General features: G+C 66.9%; 21 protein-coding genes. 17 read left to right on the forward strand and 4 right to left on the reverse strand.

The annotated features are described in order from the left end of the window. The first annotated feature begins 9 nt into the window (after positions 1-9). The 3 genes from GL279_RS14910 to GL279_RS14920 are packed head-to-tail and all read left to right on the forward strand — an operon-like array spanning position 10 to position 2,754. The gene (locus GL279_RS14910; RefSeq protein ID WP_246175333.1) at positions 10-1,686 is read left to right on the forward strand and encodes a hypothetical protein; all 1,677 of its coding nucleotides are present in this window, start codon (positions 10-12) and stop codon (positions 1,684-1,686) included. Next, positions 1,683-2,378 (forward strand): DUF3726 domain-containing protein, encoded by a 696-nt coding sequence (locus tag GL279_RS14915; RefSeq protein WP_170293991.1) that lies wholly within the window; start codon positions 1,683-1,685, stop codon positions 2,376-2,378. The genes GL279_RS14910 and GL279_RS14915 overlap by 4 nt, the downstream gene beginning before the upstream one ends. Before the next feature lie 16 nt (positions 2,379-2,394). After that, positions 2,395-2,754: a RidA family protein gene (locus tag GL279_RS14920; RefSeq protein WP_114350664.1), complete on the forward strand. Its 360-nt coding sequence runs from the start codon at positions 2,395-2,397 to the stop codon at positions 2,752-2,754. An 8-nt stretch (positions 2,755-2,762) separates the two neighbouring features. Here GL279_RS14920 and GL279_RS14925 read toward each other — a convergent pair whose 3' ends face one another. After that, positions 2,763-3,161 (reverse strand): LysR substrate-binding domain-containing protein, encoded by a 399-nt coding sequence (locus GL279_RS14925; protein ID WP_170293992.1) that lies wholly within the window; start codon positions 3,159-3,161, stop codon positions 2,763-2,765. Positions 3,162-3,457: 296 nt separating this feature from the next. Here GL279_RS14925 and GL279_RS14930 point away from each other — a divergent pair, with 296 nt between their 5' ends. Beyond that, positions 3,458-4,708: a Na+/H+ antiporter NhaA gene (locus GL279_RS14930; protein ID WP_155065440.1), complete on the forward strand. Its 1,251-nt coding sequence runs from the start codon at positions 3,458-3,460 to the stop codon at positions 4,706-4,708. Here the strand turns inward: GL279_RS14930 and pdxR are convergent. Then, on the reverse strand, positions 4,692-6,179 hold the full coding sequence (gene pdxR, locus GL279_RS14935; protein ID WP_155065441.1) for a MocR-like pyridoxine biosynthesis transcription factor PdxR: 1,488 nt from the start codon (positions 6,177-6,179) through the stop codon (positions 4,692-4,694). The genes GL279_RS14930 and pdxR overlap by 17 nt on opposite strands. Positions 6,180-6,291: 112 nt before the next feature. Here pdxR and GL279_RS14940 point away from each other — a divergent pair, with 112 nt between their 5' ends. From GL279_RS14940 to pta, 8 genes are all read left to right on the forward strand, one after another. Further along, the gene (locus tag GL279_RS14940) at positions 6,292-7,293 is read left to right on the forward strand and encodes a TRAP transporter substrate-binding protein (RefSeq protein WP_155065442.1); all 1,002 of its coding nucleotides are present in this window, start codon (positions 6,292-6,294) and stop codon (positions 7,291-7,293) included. A 31-nt stretch (positions 7,294-7,324) separates the two neighbouring features. Next, positions 7,325-7,885 (forward strand): TRAP transporter small permease, encoded by a 561-nt coding sequence (locus GL279_RS14945; RefSeq protein WP_114350668.1) that lies wholly within the window; start codon positions 7,325-7,327, stop codon positions 7,883-7,885. Next, positions 7,882-9,222, forward strand: coding sequence for a TRAP transporter large permease (locus GL279_RS14950; RefSeq protein WP_114350669.1), 1,341 nt, complete (start codon positions 7,882-7,884; stop codon positions 9,220-9,222). The genes GL279_RS14945 and GL279_RS14950 overlap by 4 nt, the downstream gene beginning before the upstream one ends. A 16-nt stretch (positions 9,223-9,238) precedes the next feature. Then, positions 9,239-9,634: a nuclear transport factor 2 family protein gene (locus GL279_RS14955; RefSeq protein WP_028720393.1), complete on the forward strand. Its 396-nt coding sequence runs from the start codon at positions 9,239-9,241 to the stop codon at positions 9,632-9,634. A 5-nt stretch (positions 9,635-9,639) separates the two neighbouring features. Further along, entirely contained in the window at positions 9,640-11,028 is a 1,389-nt protein-coding gene (locus GL279_RS14960; RefSeq protein WP_114350671.1) for an NAD(P)/FAD-dependent oxidoreductase, read from the forward strand. Positions 11,029-11,041: 13 nt separating this feature from the next. Then, positions 11,042-12,823, forward strand: a complete 1,782-nt coding sequence (gene xsc, locus GL279_RS14965) for a sulfoacetaldehyde acetyltransferase (RefSeq protein ID WP_155065444.1) — start codon at positions 11,042-11,044, stop codon at positions 12,821-12,823. 81 nt (positions 12,824-12,904) lie between these two features. Continuing rightward, positions 12,905-13,924 carry a YeiH family protein gene (locus GL279_RS14970; RefSeq protein WP_028720129.1) on the forward strand — a complete coding sequence of 340 codons (1,020 nt, stop codon included), beginning with the start codon at positions 12,905-12,907 and terminating at the stop codon, positions 13,922-13,924. Between the two features lie 13 nt (positions 13,925-13,937). Continuing rightward, a complete protein-coding gene (gene pta, locus GL279_RS14975; protein ID WP_155065445.1) occupies positions 13,938-14,897 on the forward strand; it encodes a phosphate acetyltransferase in 960 nt (319 codons plus the stop codon). On the opposite strand, the gene GL279_RS14980 is transcribed toward pta, so the two are convergent. Together GL279_RS14980 and GL279_RS14985 are read right to left on the reverse strand one after the other, a co-directional pair. Beyond that, a complete protein-coding gene (locus tag GL279_RS14980; RefSeq protein WP_246175334.1) occupies positions 14,894-15,694 on the reverse strand; it encodes a sulfite exporter TauE/SafE family protein in 801 nt (266 codons plus the stop codon). The two genes, pta and GL279_RS14980, sit on opposite strands and share 4 nt — an antisense overlap. Positions 15,695-15,879: 185 nt before the next feature. Next, a complete protein-coding gene (locus tag GL279_RS14985; protein WP_170293993.1) occupies positions 15,880-16,812 on the reverse strand; it encodes a LysR substrate-binding domain-containing protein in 933 nt (310 codons plus the stop codon). Between the two features lie 97 nt (positions 16,813-16,909). On the opposite strand from GL279_RS14985, the gene GL279_RS14990 reads away from it, so the two are divergent. From GL279_RS14990 to GL279_RS15010, 5 genes are read left to right on the forward strand one after another with little or no spacing between them, the layout of a single operon-like run. Then, entirely contained in the window at positions 16,910-18,013 is a 1,104-nt protein-coding gene (locus GL279_RS14990) for an NAD(P)/FAD-dependent oxidoreductase (protein WP_114350674.1), read from the forward strand. After that, a complete protein-coding gene (locus tag GL279_RS14995) occupies positions 17,988-18,305 on the forward strand; it encodes a (2Fe-2S)-binding protein (protein WP_170293994.1) in 318 nt (105 codons plus the stop codon). Before GL279_RS14990 ends, GL279_RS14995 begins: the two co-directional genes overlap by 26 nt. After that, on the forward strand, positions 18,302-19,675 hold the full coding sequence (locus tag GL279_RS15000) for an NAD(P)/FAD-dependent oxidoreductase (protein WP_155065447.1): 1,374 nt from the start codon (positions 18,302-18,304) through the stop codon (positions 19,673-19,675). Before GL279_RS14995 ends, GL279_RS15000 begins: the two co-directional genes overlap by 4 nt. After that, positions 19,672-20,436 (forward strand): ABC transporter ATP-binding protein, encoded by a 765-nt coding sequence (locus GL279_RS15005; RefSeq protein WP_114350677.1) that lies wholly within the window; start codon positions 19,672-19,674, stop codon positions 20,434-20,436. Before GL279_RS15000 ends, GL279_RS15005 begins: the two co-directional genes overlap by 4 nt. A gap of 22 nt (positions 20,437-20,458) precedes the next feature. Beyond that, positions 20,459-21,235, forward strand: coding sequence for an ABC transporter substrate-binding protein (locus tag GL279_RS15010; RefSeq protein WP_211371324.1), 777 nt, complete (start codon positions 20,459-20,461; stop codon positions 21,233-21,235). Positions 21,236-21,246 lie beyond the last annotated feature (11 nt).

Raw genomic sequence — 21,246 nt, forward strand, 5'->3', positions numbered from 1 at the left:
AGCGCACAGATGAACCGTCCGATCCTGCACACCGCCCCCGACCTGGTCCCGTTCCGCCGCGATCCAGGCCAGGTGATGACGCTGGCCCGCATGGGCGCCGCGCATCCGATGCGGCTGTCCTTCCTGCGCCAGATGCTGCGCCGCGTCCAGGCCGAGGGCTGGCGCTTTGACCGCCCGGTCTGGGACATCGACGTACGCGGCGTCGGCCGCGCGGTCTATCGCGCCATTGGCCCGGTGCGGACCTACAGCCTCGTGGCCTTTGGCCATGACCTGCCCGACGAGATGCGCTCGGACCGGGTCATCGCCACCGCCTGGGACGCGACCTTCGCGCTGTTCGACGGCGAGCCGTCCACGGCCGATCTTGACCGGCTTGCCGCCAATGTGCCCCTGCAAGAGGCCGGGCGCATCTCCCCGCGCGAGCTGTCGCTCAGCCGCGCCAACCGCTCGGTGCGGCTGTTTGCGCATGTGATCGACCGGTTGGCGCAGGGGCTGCAACCCGACCCGGCCGAGGTGGCGGCCGTCGGCTATCTGATGCGCACCACCGCGGTCTATGGCGCCGGCAAGTTCGGCGCCGCCGACCGCGCGGTGATAGCCGGGCGCGACGAGCTGTCGGCGCCGTTTCAGGCCGAGATGCTCAGCGTCTGGCTGACGCGCCAGTTCACCGTGGATCTGGTCGAGCATCTGGCCGCCGCGCAGGGCGGCGCCCGCGCGGTGCGGCTGGACCGCGCCACGCGCCGCAGCCTTGGCGTCGGCAATTCCACCGGCCTCGGCATGGCGCCTTTTCTGGTGCGCCACCCGGCGCTGCTGAACAACTGGATCCAGGCGCGCGAGGACGCCCTGGCCCGTGTGCGCGCGCAGAGTGCTGCCGATCCTGCGGCTGTGCGCGGGTTGCACGAGGCCCTGTCCGATGCCCGCCGCAATGCCGCATTGTGGCATTCCGATCATCCGATCCAGACCGGCAAACTGGCCGATCTGCGCGCCGATCTGGACCGCATCGCCGAGCATCTGGCCAATTGGCCGCAGCCCGGCCCGCACCCCTGGGACGTGCTCTGGCGCTGGGGCGAGGCCAAGCTGACGCTCGAGGGGCAAGAGGCGCTGCTGGCGCTGATGCTGGAGCCGCATGGCGCGCTGATCGACGATCTGGGTGCCAGCATGTCGGCCGAGGAAACTATGGCCGCCCGCATCGACGGCGCCATGAGCGTGGACAGGCTGCGCGCCATCATCCGCGACCGTTTCCAATGGGCGCTGGAGATCGACTTTGCCAATCCGGCCAACGACGCCCGCTTCTGGTATGTCTCCGAGGAAAAGCTGGAGCCGCGACTTGGCGAACGCCATGCCGAGCCGGGCGCCGAGCGGGAACAGCCGCTGTGCATCGCGCGTCTGGTGCAGGACCTGCATCGCGCGCTGGACGCTGTGGCTGGCAACAGCCCGGTGGCCGCTTTCCTGATGGACCAGCCGCAGCACCGCCATGCGCTGCGCCGGGTGCAGCTTGCCGAAGACCACCCCTTTGCCGAGGTGCGCGACAATCTGATCGGGGCGACGATGCTGCCCATCGACCTGATGCGCTGCAAGCTGGCGTTCTTTGGTGCCAGCCGGTTCGATCCCCGGTCCGACAAATGGGTGCGCATCAGCCTGTTCCAGGACCTGCCCTATCCCGACGAGCTTGCGGAAAGGGCCGCGCAATGACCGAAGCGCATGATCCGACCGTCTCGGCGCCGCAGTTTGCGCCCGGCGCCAGCGCCGCGGCGAACCTGTCGCGCAACGAGATCGAGGCGCTGTGTCTAAAGGCCGCACGCGGTGCCGGAATGCCCTGGGGTCTGGCCGAGGAGGCGGGCTTTGCCGCCGGCTGGCTGGCCCTGCATGGTCTGGACGGCGCGGCGCTGCTGCTGGCGCATCTGACCGACCCGCTCGAGTCCCGCTTTGCTATCTCTGACCGCCAGTGGTCGGGCATGGACGGGCTGTGCCCGATCGCCGTCGGCGCGGCGCTGGACGATCACGCGGCGCTGCCCGCCGGCATCTGCGCCGGCCCGGTCAGCCTGCGCGCGCTGCGCCGCCCGGTGCTGGCACTGCCGCTGCTGGCCCGCATGGCGGCGGCCATGGGCAGGGCGCTGGTGCTGGACTGGAACGGCGGCCAGGCACGGATCACCGCCTCGGGCGCCATCGCGCCGGATGATCTGGCCATGCTGGCCGCGCTGTGCGAGGCCGACCTGACCATCTCGGTCACGGCCGATGCTGCCGCCGCGCCCGCCCCGACCGGCATTGCATCGGTCTCGGAGCAGGCGCTGGCCGGGCTGCAAGCGCTGGCGATGCGCACCACCGTGCCCGCATCGGAGCAATCCCGCCGTGGCGCCGGCGCCGCGGCCAGCGACAATGACTGAAACCAAAGGACACCGCATGACCCTGACCCGCCTGAACCCCGGCCCGCGCATGAGCGAAGCCGTCACCATCGGCGACATCGTCTTTCTGGCCGGGCAGGTGCCTGACGATCTGAGCGCCGACATCACCACCCAGACACGGCAGGTGCTGGCCAATGTCGATGCCGTGCTGGCCCAGCTGGGCGGCAGCAAGGCCGATATCGCCTCGGTGCAGGTCTGGCTGGCTGACATGGCCGATTTTGCCGGCATGAATGCGGTCTGGGACGCCTGGGTCGATCCGGCCAATCCCCCGGCCCGCGCGACCGGCGGCGTGCCACTGGCGCGGCCCGGCATGCGGGTCGAGATGATCGTCGTTGCGCGCAACCCTGCGGCGCGCTGAGCCGCGTCTCAGGCCGTCTGCTTCAACGCATCGAGCCTACGCCGGACGCGGTCGGCGAGGTCCTGGACCAGCCTTGACGCCGGCCGCAGCGCTGGCGTCAGCATGTCATATGTAAAGGGCTGCTCGGGCGTGATCGGCCGGATTGCGACCATGCCAAGGCCCGCGCATTGCCGCGCGGTCACCGGCTCGATGATCGACACCCCGGCACCGGCAGCCACCATCGAACAGATGGCAAAGGACAGTTGCGCCTCGGCGACCACGCGGGGCTTGATGCCATGATCGGCAAAGAACCGGTCCGTGTCCGACCGCGTGCTGATCTCGTTTCCCAAGGCAATGAACGGCTGCTGGTGGAAATCCTGCAGCATCGGCACCGGCTTTTCGCCAAGTGGATGGCCGGGGGGCAGCACAGGGATCTGCTACCGGCAGGGCTTCTCCGTGCCGTTCCTTAATATGGGCTCTGTCCGAGGATCTGGCGGCGCTGAGTGCGCAGATAATGGGCTGGGCGGTTAGCGTAGGAGGCAGCACTATGCAGTTTTTGGCGGCACTGCGCTCATCGTCGTGACTTGGCTGAACCGGACTGGGCAAAGCTACGCCCTGATCATGGCAGCCGAGCCGACCTGTATGGAATTGGGCGTCGACCTTTCGCTTCCATTTCGGTCCAACGCTTTGCTATCGACTGATGCAAGGGCAGGAGGGATGACAGTTGAATCGCATTTGGAACTTCGTCGCGCAAAATTCGCTGTTGCTTATAGGGGGCGCGGTGCTGGCCTTGATCTGGGCCAATCTGGCGCCTGACAGCTATCATCAGCTTGTTCACCTATCGATCTGGTCCGATGCCCCGATCGGCCTGGTCGAGATGCACGACGGGCAGGCTGTCCGCGTCTTGACCCTGCACTTTCTGATCAACGACCTGCTGATGGCGCTGTTCTTTGCCATGGCCGCAAAAGAGGTCTGGGAGGCTGTGATCCTGTCGGACGGCTCGCTGCGCGGGAAGAAGGCGTTGACGCCGCTGATCGCCACGCTGGGCGGAATGATGGGGCCGGTCGCCGTCTATCTGACGCTGGCCATCCTGCTGGGGTCGCTGGCCGAAATGGGCCGGGGCTGGGCGATTCCCACGGCAACCGACATCGCATTTTCCTATCTGGTCGGCCGCATGGTGTTTGGTGCGCGGCATCCGGCCATCGGCTTCCTGCTGCTGCTGGCGATTGCCGACGATGCGGCGGGTCTGGCGATCCTTGCGGTGTTCTATCCATCGGGCGATCTGGCGCTGGCCTGGCTGCTCTTGTCGGTCGCGGCGGCGGTCGCGGTCTGGCTGCTGGCAAACTGGCTGCCGCGCCGGCTGGACAGGGGCCGGCAGGACCGGCCGAACTCGACCTGGGCGCGGCGGGTGCTAGGGGCCTGGCCCTATGTGATCGCCGGCTGTCTCAGTTGGTATGGGTTCTACCGCGCCGGGCTGCATCCGGCGCTGGGGCTGTTGCCGATCATCCCGGCTATTCCCCATGCCGAGCGCGATTTCGGCATCTTTGCCGAAGAGGAACGCCATGCCACCGACCTGCTGAACAGAATCGAACATGCGCTGAAACTGCCGGTACAGCTGGTGCTTTGCGCCTTCGGAGTGGTCAATGCCGGGGTCGAGTTCAGCGCGGTTTCTACGCCCACGCTGCTGGTGCTGGCGGGGCTGATGATCGGCAAGCCGCTGGGGATCACGCTGTTTGGCTGGTTTGCCGCCAATGTGCTGCGGCTGGGCCTGCCCGACGGCATGGCGCTGCGCGACCTGCCGGTGGTGGGCTGTGTCGCGGCCATCGGCTTTACCGTGGCGCTGTTCGTGGCCTCGGTCGCATTCCCGGCCGGTGCGGTGCAGGACGCGGCCAAGATGGGCGCGCTGCTGAGCCTTGCCAGTGCGATCGTGGCCCTGTTGGCCGGGCGGCTGTTGGCGGTCAGGCGGCTGGCTTAGCCGCCTGCTGCGCCATGGCCCGCGCCATGCGATCGATGCGGGCCACGCCTTCGGGGATCAGGTCGTCGGCAATCGAGCCGTAGCCCAAGCGGAACACCGGGCAAGGCGCCGGCGGCTGTTCAAAGAACACGGCTCCCGGCTCGATCAGCACGCTTTCCGCGTGCAACCGCGCGGCCAGATCGGCGCTGTCGGTTCCGGGCGCGCCAAGCCACATGCTGGACCCGCCCTGCGCCGCTGCGCCCAGGGTCTGTAACGTGGTCTGCGCCAGCGCCTGTTCCAGCACCTTGCGGCGCTGTTTCAGCGCCTGCCGCAGCCGCACGATATGGGCGTCGTAATGCCCCAGCGCCAGAAAATATGAGGTGATGCGTTGCAGATGCGTCGGCGGGTGGCGCAGCATGATCGAACGCAGCGCCCGCGCCCGCGCGATCAGCGGTGCAGGGCCGACCATGTAGCCGATGCGCAGCCCGGGAAACAACGACTTGGAGAAGCTGCCGATATAGATCACCCGGCCGGCGCTATCGAGCGATTTCAGCGCCGGGACCGGGGGCGCCAGATAGGACATCTCGAAATCATAATCATCTTCGATAATCAGCGCGTTCAACTGTTCGGCGCGCTGCAACAAGGCGTGCCGGCGCGCCGGCGGCATGGTGGCGCCTGTCGGGATGTGGTGGCTGGGCGTGACAATGATGAGCTGCGTGGCCTCGGGCAGCATCGCCGGATCCAGCCCCATACCGTCCACCGGCAGAAAGGTGGTCGGGCTGCGGGCGCGGCGCAAGGTCTCGGCAAAATCAGGATAGCCAGGCTCCTCGGCCACGGCCAGCCGGTCGATGCGTGCGAGAAGCTCGGTCGCCAGAAACAGCGCGTTCTGCGCTCCCAGCGTGATCAGCACCTCGTCGGGGCTAGCCTGAAAGCCACGCCGGGGCAGAGTGTGCGAACAGATGTAATCGACCAGCAGCGGATCGTCGGCGCCATAGCGGTCGGCGGCCAGATCGGAGAAATCCCGCGTTCCCAGCGCTCGGCGCGCGCAGTCGCGCCATGCGCCATGGTCGAACAGCCGAGGATCGGCCTGGCCAAAGATAAAGGGGTAACGGAACTCGCGCCAGTTCTCCGGCTTACGGATCACCCGTTTGGGCAGCGTCTGGTCTGACAGCCAGTCGGCCCAGTCCAACGCGCGCGACACGCCCCTGGCCGCCACCTCAACCCTGCGCAAGGGCACCGTCGCGGCAATGGCGATGCCTGAACGCGGCAAGGTCTCTAGGTAGCCCTGGCTGACGAGGTTTTGGTAAACCAGCGTCACCGTCATCCGCGAAATGCCGAGCGCCCGCGCCAGCTTGCGACTGGAGGGCAGCCGTACGCCGGGCCTTGATCGCGTTTCCAGAACCGCCCGGACGATGGCGGCCGCCAGCCGCCCCTGCAAGGTCAGGGCGTCGTCACGCAGAAAGATCGTCTCAACCGGAAGGGTGTCCGCCATCTGGACTCACATTTGCTTGCAACTGGACGTATCACTTGGCGCGCTCTGCGGCAATATTACGCAGCGTCGCAAGGCTCACGGGAGGTGGGTCGCGCAAGGGGAGGGGAAGCCTATGAAGAAGACATTCATCCTACTGGCCGGCACCGCGATCAGCCTGATGCTAAGCGTTCCGGCCTTTGCTACCGAATACCGCATCGCTGTGGGCGATGGTGCCGGCGGGACGCAAGAGGCGCTTGGCAAGGCCTTTGTCGCCGCGCTGGAGAAGGAAAGCGGCGGCGCCATGACTGGCAAGCTGTTCCTGAACGGTCAGCTGGGTGACGAGCAAGACACCATTACCGCAGCCGCCACCGGCACGCTGGATTTCTCGATCCTGGCGATCAACAATATCACGCCGTTCTCGCCCAGCGTCGGCACGCTGACCCTGCCCTATGTCATCTTGTCGCAGGACGACGCCGAGAAGGTGACGCAGGGCGAAGTCGGTCAGAAGATGGTCGATCAGACCGTCGAGGATGCCGGCGTGCGCATCATCGGCTGGGGCTATTCCGGCTTCCGCGTGCTGACCAACTCGAAAAAGCCGGTCTCGACCGTGGCCGACCTGCAAGGCCTGGTGGTGCGCGTACCCAAGAACGAGATCATGATCGAGACCTACAAGGCCTGGGGCATCAACCCCACCCCGATGGCCTGGGGCGAAACCTTTGCGGCGCTGCAACAGAAAGTCGTTGACGGTCAGGACAACCCCTACATGACCGTGAACGCGATGAAGTTCTACGAGGTCCAGAAATACATCACCGATCTACGCTACATTTTCTCGATCGAGCCGCTGGTCATCAGCGAATCGCTGTTTGAAAGCCTGTCCGAAGAACAGCAGCAGCAGGTTCTGGCCGCCGGCCGCGACGCGACCAAGGCATCCGGCGTCTTCCTGCGCGAACAGGAAAGCAAGATCCGCGACGAGCTGGTGGCGCGCGGCATGGAAATCACCAAGCCGGCCGATGACGAAAAGGAATTCATCGACCTGGCGACCAGCAAGGTCTGGCCGAAATTCTATGACCAGATCGGCGGCGTCGAGGTGCTGAATGGGGTGCTGACCTCGCTGGGCCGCGACACGGTGCAATAAGCACCGACGTCGCCCTGTTCGGAGTCCACGCATGTCTGCATTCTGGAAACATCTCGACAATCTGGAAAGCTACATCTGCCGCGCGCTGCTGGCCGTGTTCGTCACGCTGCTCTTCGTGCAGATCGTCGCCCGACAGATGTTCGGCTTTTCGATCACCTGGATCGAAGAGCTGTCGGTCATCCTGTTCGTCTGGTTCGCCTATTTCGGCGCCTCCTATGCCGCGCGGATGGCGGCGCATAACCGCGTCACCTTTCATCTGAACATGATGCCGCGCCGAGCTGCGCGAATTCTGGAAGCCATTGGGGACCTGTTCTGGATCGCCTTCAATGTCGTCTTCATCTGGCAAGCGATCCAGTTCATCAGCCGGCTGAAACCCTTCGTTAAGGCGCAGACGCTGGGCTGGGAAATGCGCTGGGTCTACATGGCGCTGCCCATCGCCTTTGCGCTGATGACGATCCGCATCCTGCAGGTGAATTACCTGAAGCTGGTCAAGGGGATCGACCCGCGTGACCCGGACAAGGTCGAGGTCGAGCAGGCTCTTGAACTGGCCGAGGATGAACAGCGCGCCTATGAGCGGGAGCACGCGAAATGAACGACTATGTCGTGGAAGTCCTGTTCGGCACCTTCGCACTGCTGATGGTCCTGGGCGCGCCGATTGTGGTGGCGCTTGGCGTCGCCGCCCTGGCCGCGATGCTGTATCTGGGCGACAACCCGATCAAGATGGTGCAGATGGCCTGGTCCTCGGTGGGGTCGTTCCCGCTGATGGCGCTGCCATCCTTCATCCTTGCCGGTGCGCTGATGGAGGCCGCGGGCCTGTCGCGGCGCCTGATCGCCGTCGCCGAAAGCCTGGCCGGTCCCTTTACCGGCGGGCTGTCGGCCGCCACCATCGTCGCCTGCCTGTTCTTCGGCGCGATTTCCGGCTCCGGCCCCGCCACCACGGCGGCGGTGGGGATGCTGATGATCCCCGGCATGATCCGCAACGGATACAGCCGCGACTATGCCGCATCCGTCACGGCGGCGGCGGGGGGTCTGGGCATCGTCATCCCGCCCTCGATCCCGATGATCATCTTCGGCATTTCGGCCATGGGCATCGCGCCCGCCCCCGAGGCGATTGCCGCGCATGGTCCGTTCCAGTCGGTGTCGATTTCCAAGATGTTCATCGCGGGCTTCCTGCCGGGCGCCGTGATGGCGGGCGGTCTGCTGCTGATGAACTGGGTCCGCTGCAAGGGACGCGGCTATCACGGATCGTCCGAGCCGCTGTCGCTGCGCAAGTTCGCCTGCGCCTGCTATCAGGGGTTCTGGGCGCTGCTGGCTCCGATCGTCATCCTGGGCGGCATCTACACCGGCCTGTTCACCCCGACCGAGGCCGCCATCGTCGCCATCTTCTATACCCTGTTCGTCGGCGTCGTCATCTATCGCGAGCTGGACATGGCCGAGGTGTTCAAGGCGCTTGAGGCGACGACCTGGCTTGCCGGACGAGTGCTTCTGGTATTGTTCGCCGCAACGATCTTCGGGCGCATCCTGGTGGAAAACAACGTCCCCGGCATCATCGCGGGCGGCATCCTGAGCCTGACCACCAATGTCTATGCCATCTGGGCGCTGATCATCGGCATGCTGCTGATCGTCGGCATGTTCATGGAAACGCTGGCCGCGATCATGATCCTGGTGCCGGTGATGCTGCCGGTCGCCTACATGGTCGGCATCGACCCGATCCATTTCGGCATCGTGATGATCTGCACGCTGTCGGTGGGCTTCCAGACCCCGCCTCTGGGCGAAAACCTGTTCATCGCTTCAGGCATCTCGGGCGAGAGCATCGAGCGGATCAGCGTTACCGCGCTGCCCTTCGCCGTGGCCTCGACCGCTGCGATCTTCGTCATCGCCCTGTTTCCCCAAATCGCCCTGTGGCTTCCCGCCATGCTGGGCTACTGACCAAGGAGCTTTTCCTATGACCCGAACCCTTACCGCCGCCGACCTGCAAGACACCTTCGATGCCTTCAACCGCCACGACATTGACGGCGTCATGACCCACTTCGGTGACGATTGCGTCTTCTACACGGTCGCCGGTGACAACGAATACGGCAACAAGATCGAGGGCCGCGAGGCGATCGCCAAGGCGTTTGAAGGCGTATGGAGCACGATGCCGGACGTGCAATGGGCCGACCACAGCCATTTCGTGTCCGAGGATGGGACCCGCGGCGTGAGCCAATGGACCTTCCGCGCCACGAACCCCGACGGCACCCGGACCGAAGTGCAGGGCGCCGACCTGTTCCGCTTTCGTGACGGCCGGATCGTGGAAAAGCAGGCGATCCGCAAGCAACGCCCGAACATTCCCGCCAAGTGACCGCTATGCAGCCTATCGACAAACGCGGGTCGGTGCCGTTCGACCCTCAGTATGACCCCATGACGGCGCGCGCTCTGGGACCGGGCAGCGACTATGCCCCCACCTATTGGATTGGCACGGCCGGCCCGGCCCCCGACGGCGACGGTCCGGTCACACGCGACATGGACGTGGATGTGGCCGTGATCGGCTCGGGCTATACGGGGCTGTCCACGGCCATTCACCTGGCGAAGGAACATGGTATCAAGGCCACCGTGCTCGAGGCCAATGGGGTCGCCTATGGCTGTTCCACCCGGAACGGCGGCCAGGCGCAGATCAGCGCCGGGCGGCTCAAGCGCAGCCAATGGATCGACCGCTGGGGCTTGGATGTCGCGCGCGGCATGCACCACGAGATGGTCGAGGCGTTCGCACTGTTCCGCGGGCTGCTGCGCGACCACGACATCCAGTGTGATCCGCAGGATGGCGGCCACTATTATATCGCCCACAAGGCCGGCGTCATTCCGACGCTGGAGGCCGAGGCGAAGCTGCTGCGCGACACCTTCGGCTATGATGCCCGAATGCTGTCGCGGGAAGAGCTGTTCGCCAGCGCAGTGCGCGACCAGGAAGCCCATGGTGCGATGTGGGAGGCCGACGGCGTCAGCATCCACGCCGCAAAGCTGGCCTTCGGCTATCTGCGCGTGGCCCGCGAACTGGGCGCCACCGTGCATCCCGACACTCCGGTGCAGGGATGGGAGCTGAAGAACGGCGTCCATCACCTGCGCACGCCGGGCGGCACGGTCCGTGCACGCCGCGTGGCGGTCGCAACGGCTGCCTACGCCACCCGGAGCCTGCACGGCCGCCTTCGCGACCGCCTGATGCCGATCATGTCGAACAGCATCGTCACGCGTGTCCTGACTCCGTCAGAGCTCGAGTCCGTGGGCATTCGCACCATGTCCCCGCTGACGGATACGCGTACGCTGCGTCATTATTACCGCCTGCTGCCCGACAACCGGCTGCAGATCGGATCGCGCGCGGCGATCACCGGGCGCGATGCAGCCAACCCGGCGCACCTGAACAGCTTGCGCGAAGGCATGGCCCGGAAATTCCCCGCCCTGCGCGGGATCGACCTGGATTACAGCTGGTGGGGATGGGTCGATGTCAGCCACGACATGATGCCGCGCATCACCGGGCTGCCGGATACGCCGGGACTGTTCTACTCGCTGGGATATGGCGGCAATGGCGTCATGTATTCGGCCATGGCGGGTCGCCGGCTGGCGCAGCTTGTCGCGGGACAGGCTGTCCCGGACCTGCCGATCTTCAACACCGAACTTCCCCACGAGGGCTGGAAGACGCCGTTCCGGCGGCTCGGTCAGTGGGGTCTCTATCACCTCTATCACTACCGCGACGAGCGGGCATAAGGAGCTATCCGCCATGAAGATGACGACTGAGGAAGCGTTTGTCAAAGTTCTGCAGATGCATGGGATTGAGCATGCGTTCGGGATCATCGGCTCGGCCATGATGCCGGTCAGCGACCTCTTTCCCAAGGCCGGGATCACGTTCTGGGACACCGCGCACGAGACGAATGCCGGGCTGATGGCGGACGGGTTCACGCGCTCGACCGGCAAGATGTCGATGATGATCGCGCAGAACGGGCCGGGGGTGACGGGCTTCGTGACGCCGGTCAAGACCGCCTACTGGAACCACACCCCGCTTTTGCTGGTCACGCCCCAGGCCGCCAACAAGACCATCGGCCAGGGCGGCTTCCAGGAGATGGAGCAGATGCGGCTGTTTGCCGATTGCGTGTGCTATCAGGAAGAGGTCCGCGACCCCTCGCGCATTCCCGAGGTCTTGAACCGCGTCATCATGCAGGCCTGGCGCAACTCGGCGCCGGCGCAGATGAACATTCCGCGCGACATGTGGACCCAGGTCATCGACGTCGATCTGCCGCAGGTCGTGGCCTTCGAGCGCCCGGCCGGGGGCGAGGAAGCCGTGACCGAAGCCGCGCGGCTGCTATCGGAAGCCAAGTTCCCGGTGATCCTGTCGGGGGCGGGTGTGGTCCTGTCGGGCGCGATCCCGGATCTCGTGACACTGGCCGAGCGGCTGGATGCGCCGGTGGCCTCGAACTACCAGCACAACGACAGCTTCCCGGGCAGCCACCCGCTGGCGGTCGGGCCACTCGGCTATAACGGCAGCAAGGCCGCGATGGAACTGATCGCCAAGGCCGACGTGGTCCTGGCGCTGGGGACGCGGCTCAACCCGTTCTCGACCCTGCCGGGCTACGGCATCGACTATTGGCCCAAGGAAGCGAAGATCATCCAGGTCGACATCAACGCCGACCGTATCGGCCTGACCAAGAAGGTCACCGTGGGCATCCAGGGCGACGCGGGCAAGGTGGCGCGCGGCATCCTGGCGCAGCTGTCCGACAGCGCCGGCGATGCCGGCCGGGCCGAGCGCAAGGACCTGGTGGCGCAGACCAAGTCGCGTTGGGCGCAGGAGCTGTCCAGCCTCGACCACGAGGACGACGATCCGGGCACGGTCTGGAACGAGGAGGCGCGCAGCCGCGACAGCGACCTGATGAGCCCGCGCCAGGCCTGGCGGGCGATCATGCAGGCGGTGCCGTCGGACGCCATCGTCAGCTCCGACATCGGCAACAACTGCGCCATCGGCAACGCCTATCCCACCTTCGAGGGCGGCCGCAAATACCTGGCGCCGGGCCTGTTCGGCCCCTGCGGCTATGGCTTCCCGGCGATCCTCGGCGCCAAGATCGGCAACCCCGACACGCCGGTGATCGGCTTTGCCGGCGACGGCGCCTTCGGCATCTCGATGAACGAGATGGTGTCCGTGGGCCGCAAGGACTGGCCGGCGATCACCATGGTGATCTTCCGCAACTACCAGTGGGGCGCGGAAAAGCGCAACACGACGCTGTGGTATGCCAACAACTTCGTCGGCACCGAGCTGGACCGCGACACCACCTATGCCGGCATCGCCAAGGCCTGCGGCGTCAATGGCGTGCAGGTCAGGTCGCAGGAGGAGCTGACCCAGGCCCTGCACGACGCGGTCGAGCGGCAGATGAAGCACGGCGAGACCACCTTCATCGAGGTGCTCTTGAACCAGGAGCTGGGCGAGCCCTTCCGCCGCGACGCGATGAAGAAGCCGGTTCCCGTGGCCGGCATCGATCCGGCCGACATGCGCCCGCAGCGCGGCGCCGCCTGATCCGGCCTGCCCTGCTGAAACGATCCCTCCGGCGCGAGCCTCTCGCGCCGGATGGTGCCCTGCATTCAAGAAGGACATCCCATGGCCAGCACCGACCTGCTTCCCGCCCGCCAGATGGTATCGGACGCCTTTCCGGGCTTTGCCGTATCGGTTCTGGTGGCGGCCACGGCGCAGTTCCTGTCCGAGCATTACGGCGCCCCCGCCATGCTGCTGGCGCTGCTGCTGGGGCTGGCGCTGAACTTCCTGGCCGAGGAAGGCACCCGCACTGCCCCGGGCGTGGCGCTGACCGCCCGGACGGTGCTTCGGCTGGGGGTGGCGCTGCTTGGGGCGCGCATCAGCGTCGACATGCTGGCGGGGCTGGGTGGCGCCGCGATCGCACTGGTCATCGCCGGTGTCGTCCTGACCATCCTGTTCGGCCTGATCGCGGCGCGCTTCGTCAACCGGGATTGGCGCTTTGCGCTGCTGACCGGCGGGTCGGTGGCAATTTGCGGCGCCTCGGCCGCCATGGCCATCGCCGCGGTGTTGCCGCGCCATGAACGCTCGGAACGCGACCTGGCCTTCACCGTGCTGTCGGTGACGGTCTTGTCCACGGTGGCCATGGTGCTTTACCCGATGCTGTCGGGCCTGTTCGGGTTCACGCCGCGCGACAGCGGGGTGTTTCTGGGCGGCACCATCCACGACGTGGCGCAGGTGGTCGGGGCGGGCTTTTCCATCGGCCCCGAGACGGGCGAGACGGCGACGCTGGTCAAGCTGATCCGGGTCTCGATGCTGGCGCCGGTGGTGCTGTGCTTTTCGCTGGTCATCCGCGCACGGGGCCTTGCGGACATGGATGGCGGCAAGCGCCCGCCGCTGCTGCCGGGCTTCGTGCTGGGCTTTCTGGTGCTGGCGGCGCTGAACTCGCTCGGCGTGATCCCGGCCGTGGTCGCGGATTGGGCGGGCGTTCTCAGCCGTTGGGCGCTGCTGATCGCGATCGCCGCCGTCGGCATCAAGACCTCGCTGGCCAAAATGCTGGACGTGGGCGGCGCCGCAATCGGGCTGATCGTCGCTGAAACCGTCTTCCTCGGCGTCTTTGTGGTCGCCGGCCTGCACTTCCTCAGCTGAGAAGGACCTTGCCATGAAACCGCTCGATCGTATCCTGGCTGCGGCACAGGCCAATCCGCGCCACATCATCCTGCCCGAAGGGGGCGATCCGCGCGTGGCCGAGGCCGCCGCCCGCATGACCGCCGAAGGCCTGGCCCGGATCACGCTGATGGACGGGCCGGCCGTTGCGGGGGTGACGGCGCTTGCCCCGGCCGAGGCGCCCGACCTGCCCGAGCTTGCCGAGCACTGGCACAGGATGCGCGCCGCCCGGGGCATGACCGCCGACCGCGCCCTGGCCGAGATGCGCGACCCGATCCGCCAGGCGGCGATGCGCGTCCGGCTGGGCCAGGCGGACGGCACCGTCGCGGGCGCCGTCGCCACCACCGCCGACACGGTGCGCGCGGCGCTGCAGATCATCGGCCGCGCGCCGGGCGCCGGCATCGTCTCGAGCTTCTTCCTGATGCTGTCCTGCGGCCCGGCGGCGCCGATCAGGGGCGGCATGATCTTTGCCGATTGCGGGTTGGTGGTCGAACCCGATGCCGAGGGGCTGGCCTCGATCGCGCTGTCGGCCGCCGACAGCTGCCGGCGCCTGCTGGCCGAGGAGCCGCGCGTGGCCCTGCTGTCCTTTTCCACCGCCGGCTCGGCCGACCACCCAAGCCTGACAAAGATCCGCGAGGCGCTGGCCTTGGTGCGTGCCACCGCGCCGGAACTGGAAATCGACGGCGAGATGCAGTTCGACGCCGCCCTCGACGACGCGATCCGGTCCAAAAAGGCGCCGGGCAGCACCCTGACCGGACGCCCCAACGTCTTCGTCTTCCCCGACCTCGCCTCGGGCAACATCGGCTACAAGATCGCACAACGCCTCGGAGGCCTGACCGCCATCGGCCCCATCCTGCAAGGCCTCGCCAAACCCGCAAACGACCTCTCGCGAGGATGCTCGGTCGAGGATATTGTCAACGCCTCGGCGGTGACGGCGGTGCAGGCGGGGCATTAGCCGCCGGCCAAGCCCCACAGGCCGCGAATTGCCGCTAGGACGGCGGTCACCACCAGCATTGCGATTGCGGCCTTCTGGTATCCGCCGTCGTCCAGCCTGCGGAACACCCAACCGCCCAAATGCGTGCCCGCGATCAGCAGCGGCAGCGAGGCCACCGCAGCCAACACGGTCGGCCATCTCACGACGCCCTGCACCAGCAGGCCGGGCAGCGCCAGAAGTGAGGTGACGAAGAAAAAGATCATCAGCGTCGCGCGGGCTTCGGCGGCGGGCGTCGCCGTTCCCAGCAGATAGGCAACGGCAGGCGGGCCGGGCATCGCCGCAAAGCCTGAGAACATCCCGGCCAGAACGCCGGCGCCTATGGCCTGGCGTGGTCCCGGCGCAAGGCGGACCTTGCGGACCAGGCTAACCAATGCCCCCAGAACGATGATGGCGATCACCACGCGCATCGCATTGGCGGATAACCGCTGCAACGTCATCAGGCCGACCGGTGTGCCGATCACCGCCCCGACCGACATCATCGTCAGCGACCTGATGTCGACAAGGCGACGGACCGACACAAGGTCCCCGAACCCGATCATGCATTGCAGCAAGATGGCGATCGCCGCGCCCTGCACCGGCGCGAGCACGAGGCTGATCAGCGGAACCGCGGCCAGGGCAAAGCCGAAGCCCGTGATGCCGCGCAGGACGGCCGCAGCGAAAACCGCACCACCAATCAGCAGGGCATCGGTTGTTGACCACATCATGGCCAGGATTCCGGGCAGGATGCTTCTGGGTCCCGCCGGTTGCGGGAACCGCATGACGCGGTCTTCCTTGCCAGGGAAAGCCTGTAAAAAGCTGCCATGCCGCCCGTTGTTCCGGCAGGCCGGACGCTTGTCATCTGTCGTTTCGACATATCATCACTGGCATCTGGCGACCATCGCCAAATCGCAGGCGACAATACATCACGACCATGTGCAAGATCTACGCGCGCACCGTTCGGGAATCACCTGCCGGCGGTTGCGCCAGGCGTCATCCGGCTGTCCTTCAGATCCTCGAACTGACGCCGGACGCGGTCGGCGAGATCCTGGACCAGCCTTGACGCCGGCCGCAGCGCCGGCGTCAGCATGTCATAGGTAAAGGGCTGTTCGGGCGTGATCGGCCGGATCGCCACCATGCCAAGCGCCGCGCATTGCCGCGCGGTCACCGGCTCGATGATCGACACCCCGGCACCGGCAGCCACCATCGAACAGATGGCAAAGGACAGTTGCGCCTCGGCGACCACGCGGGGCTTGATGCCATGATCGGCAAAGAACCGGTCCGTGTCCGACCGCGTGCTGATCTCGTTTCCCAAGGCAATGAACGGCTGCTGGTGGAAATCCTGCAGCATCAGCACCGGCTTTTCGCCAAGTGGATGGCCGGGGGGCAGCACCGCCAGCATGGGCATGGTGACAAGGGTTTCGCGGCGGACTGAAGGCAGGTCGATGTCCAGCGCGCTGAACCCTACGTCGAACTGTTGCGAACTGAGATGCTGCACCACGGCATGCGAACTGCGCACGCGCAGCGATACGGCGATGCCCGGCCGGTCGCGGTTGAAGGCCGCGATCACAGCCGGCAGGAACTGCAGCCCCAGCGCCGGCATCGCCGCGATTTTCAGGCTGCCGCTGCGGTATTGCCGGATGTCCTCGGCCACCCGCGACACCTCTTGCAACCCGACAAAGGACCGCCGCACCTCTTCATAAAGCGCCTCAGCCTCGGGTGTGGGGGTCAGGCTGCGGCCGATGCGGGCGAACAGCGCGAACCCCAGCTCGGCCTCAAGATCGGCCAGCAGCCGGCTGACCGAAGGCTGAGTCAGAAACAGCAACTCGGCCGCGGCGGTGACCGATCCGCTTTCGATGATGGCACGAAAGGCCTCGATCTGGCGATGCGACAGTCTCATGGCATGACTCATAGTATTTGCGCATGAATAGCACAGAATTTCAAATTTTACATATCCATCCTGCATCGGGCATTCAGGGCGCAGGGAGGATGGAGCCATGTCCGCAGACGCAGGCACAGCAATCATCGGCGGCGGCATCGTCGGGCTTTGCCTGGCGCTGGGTCTGGCCGCGCGCGGGCATGACGTGCTGGTGCTGGACGGCCGCGACGCCGACATGCGCGCCTCGCAGGGGAATTTCGGCCTGGTCTGGTTGCAGGGCAAGGGTGCGGGTTACGCCCCTTATGGGCGCTGGTCGCTGGCCGCCGTGCAGGAATGGGCGGGCTTTGCCCGGCGGCTTCAGGACCTGTCCGGGGTCGATCTGGCGCTGCGTCAGGAGGGTGGCTACGAGTTTTTCACCGACCGCGCCGAGTTCGACGCTTTCGGCCAGGACCTGCACCGGCAGGCGGCGGCGTTGGGCGATGGGTTCTCGTTTGAACTGCTGAGCCATGGCGATCTGGCGCAGCGCCTGCCTGGCATCGGGCAAAAGGTGGTGGGCGCCAGCTTTTGCCCGCTTGACGGCCATGTGAACCCGCTGCGCCTGCATGTCGCGCTGCGCCGGGCCTGCCTTGCCAGCGGCGTGCGCCTTGCGGCCGATACACCGGTGACGACCCTGCGCGCGTTGGACCGGGGCTATGAAATCGCCGGTCCGGACCGTGCGATACGTGCCGATCGCGTGGTACTTTGCGCCGGTCTGGGCGCGGCCACCCTTGGGCCGCAACTGGGATTCCGCGCCCCGATCCGCGCCCAGCGGGGCGAGTTGCTGATTACCGAGCGGGTGGCCGATCCGCTGCCCTTTCTGTCCAGCACCATCCGGCAGGTCGATGAGGGCGGCTTGCAGATCGGCGGCACCAAGGCCGAATCCGACCGCGACAGCGAATCCACCGACCAGATGGCGGTGCTGGCCCGGCACGCCGTCGCGGTCTGGCCGCAACTGGCCGACATCCGCGTGCTGCGCAGTTGGGCGGCGCTGCGGGTAATGACGCCCGATGGCTATCCGATCTATCAGCGCGCGCCCGACCGTGCCGGCGCTTTCCTCGTCACTTGCCACAGCGGCGTGACGCTGGCGCCGCTGCATGCAACGCGGCTGGCCGCATGGATCGACGACGATCCCGCCGCCCCGGATCTGGAGGCTTTCGATGAACGCCGCTTCGCGCTTTCGTGACGCGCCGGGCATGGCCCCGCGCAGCATCCGCATGAGCCTTGACGGCGAAACCCTGCTGGCCCGGCCCGGCGAAACCGTCGCCGCCGCGCTGCTGGCGCAATCCGGCGACGCCACCCGCCGCACCCCGGTCAGCGGTGCCGGCCGCACGGCGTTCTGCATGATGGGGGTCTGTTTCGACTGTCTCGTGACCATTGACGGCCGGCCAAATGTGCAGGCCTGCATGACGCCCGCGCGCGACGGCATGGTCATCCGCCGCCAGATCGGCGCCCGCCGGCTGGGGGATCAGCCATGAGCCCCGATCTGGTCATCATCGGCGCCGGTCCCGCCGGCATGACGGCGGCGCGCATCGCGGCCGAGGGCGGCTTGCGGGTCGTGCTGCTGGATGAACAGGACCGCGCCGGCGGGCAGATCTATCGCAATCTCGGTGCGGCCGCCGGGCGCGACTGGCTGGGACCGGACTATGCCAGGGGCGCGGATCTGCTGCGCGGCCTGAACCATCCGGGCATCACGCATCAGCCCCGCGCGACGGTCTGGCGCGTTGACGCGGCGCGCGGCGTGATCTGGTCGCGCGACGGCGAAAGCCATGTCACGGCGGCTCCGCATGTGCTGATCGCCACCGGCGCGCAGGAACGTCCGGTGCCGTTTCCCGGCTGGACCCTGCCCGGCGTGATGCCGGCCGGCGCGGCGCAGATCCTGATGAAGCAGTCGGGCATGGTGGCGCAGGACGCCATCCTGGCTGGCGCGGGGCCGCTTCTGTATCTGGTCGCGGCGCAGATGATCGCCGCCGGCAGCCCGCCCAAGGCACTGGTCGAGACCGGCACCGATCTGCGGCACGCATTGGCGAAACTGCCCCGCGCCCTGCCGGCGGCGATGACGCTGGCCAAGGGCCTGGGTCTGATCCGCCGCATCCGCGGCATCCCGCGCCATCACGGCGCCCGCGATTTCCGCGCGGTTGCGCTGGCCGGGGGGCGGATCGGCTTTGGCTTCACCACCCGCAAGGGGCCGCAGGAGCTGGATTGCGGCCTGCTGCTGACGCATCTGGGCGTGATCCCGCAAACGCATCTGACCCGCTCGATGGGGCTGACGCATGACTACGACGTTGCCCAGCAGGCGTGGCGGCCCCGGCTGGACGCATGGGGCGGCTCGTCGCGGCGCGGAGTGCGCGTCGCCGGCGACGGCGGCGGCATCGGCGGCGCGGATGCGGCGCGGGCGCAGGGCGCACTGGCCGCGCTGGCGATCCTGCATGACGCGGGCCGTCTGGATTTGGACGAACGCGACCGCCGCGCCCGTCCGCTGCGCCGCGCCCTGGCGCGCGCCCTGTCGCTGCGGCCGTTTCTGGACGCCGCCTATCCGGTGCCCAAGGCCTTTCTGGCCCCGCCCGACGACACGATCATTTGCCGCTGCGAAGAAGTCACCGCCGGCGCCGTGCGCGAGGCTGCGGCCTGCGGCGCCCATGGCCTGCGCCTGATGCGCACGGCGCTGCGCACCGGCATGGGCCCCTGTCAGGGCCGCATGTGCGAGCCGACCGTCACCGGCCTGATCGCCCAGACCACCGGCTGCGCGCCCTCGGCCCTCGGCCCCGGCCGCATCCGCACCCCCGTCAAGCCCGTCACCCTGGCCGAGATCGCCGCGCTTGGCCGCCAGCCCGAGGAAACCGCATGACCGAACCCGCCCTGCGCGTCGAGAATATCCGCAAAAGCTTTGGCGACCACGAAGTCCTGAAAGGCATCTCCATGACCGCCGCAAAGGGCGACGTGGTGGCGATCCTGGGCGCCTCGGGGTCCGGCAAAAGCACTTTCCTGCGTTGCATCAACCTGCTCGAGACCCCCAGCGACGGCAAGGTCTGGCTGAAGGGTGAGGAGATGCGCATGACTGACCGGCGCGGCATCCGCCGGCCCGCCGACCTGAAACAGGTCGAACGGATGCGGGCAAAGCTGGCGATGGTGTTCCAAGGCTTCAACCTGTGGTCGCACATGACCGTGCTGGAAAACATCATCGAAGGCCCGGTGCATGTGCTGGGAACCCCCCGGCGCGAGGCGCGCGACAAGGCGGCCGCGCTTCTGGCCAAGGTCGGGCTTTCGGACCGCGCCGATTATTACCCCGCGCATCTGTCGGGCGGCCAGCAGCAGCGCGTGGCGATCGCCCGGGCGCTGGCGATGGAGCCGGACGTGATGCTGTTCGACGAGCCGACCTCGGCCCTTGACCCCGAGCTGGTCGGCGAGGTTCTGGCAGTCATGCGCGCGCTGGCCGACGAAGGCCGCACCATGCTGGTCGTGACGCATGAAATGGCCTTTGCCCGCGATGTCTCGACCCGGACCGTGTTCCTGCATCAGGGCCAGGTCTGCGAAGAGGGCGCGCCCGACGACCTGTTCCGCAACCCCCAGACCCAGCAATTCCGGGCCTTCCTGTCCCGTATGAACTGAAATCCAACAGAGTGGTATGACAATGATAAAGAAAACCCTGTTCGCAGCCGCGCTTGCGGTCCTTGCCACCGGTGCCTTTGCCGATACCCTGCGCATCGGTGTCGAGGGTGCCTATCCGCCCTTTTCGTTCAAACAGCCCGATGGCAGCCTTGCCGGCTTTGACATCGACATCGCCAAGGCGCTTTGCACGCAGATGCAGCGCGACTGCGAGCTTGTCGAACAGGAATGGGATGGCATGATCCCGGCGCTGAAGGCGAAGAAATTCGACGCCATCATTTCCTCGATGTCGATCACCGAGGAGCGCAAGCGCCAGATCGACTTTTCCGAGAAATATTACAAGACCCCCGCCCGCATCGTCGCGCCCAAGGATTCCGATCTTCAAGGCACGGCCGAGGGTCTGGCGAGCAAGCGGTTGGGCGTGCAGCGCGGTTCCACCCATCAATGCTACGCCGAGGCGCATTTCCCCGATGCCGAGCTGGTGCTTTACGGCACCCAGGACGAGGTGTTCCGCGATCTGTCGCTGGGCCGCATCGACGCGCAACTGTCGGATTCGCTGATCGCGCAGGAAGGCTTCCTGTCGAAACCCGAAGGCGCGAACTACGCCTTCCTGCCCGGTGATCACACCGATGTCGATTGCTATGGCGAAGGCGTGGGCGTTGCGGTGCGCAAGGGCGATGACGCATTGCGTGACGCCTTCAGCGCGGCGATCAAGGCAATCCGGGACAACGGCGCCTACAAGACCATCAACGACACATATTTCCCCTTCGACATCTACGGCGGCCGCCCGGCCGGCCTGTAACGGCAACCGGG

Source organism: Paracoccus limosus (genome assembly GCF_009711185.1).
GTDB classification, from domain to species: domain Bacteria; phylum Pseudomonadota; class Alphaproteobacteria; order Rhodobacterales; family Rhodobacteraceae; genus Paracoccus; species Paracoccus limosus.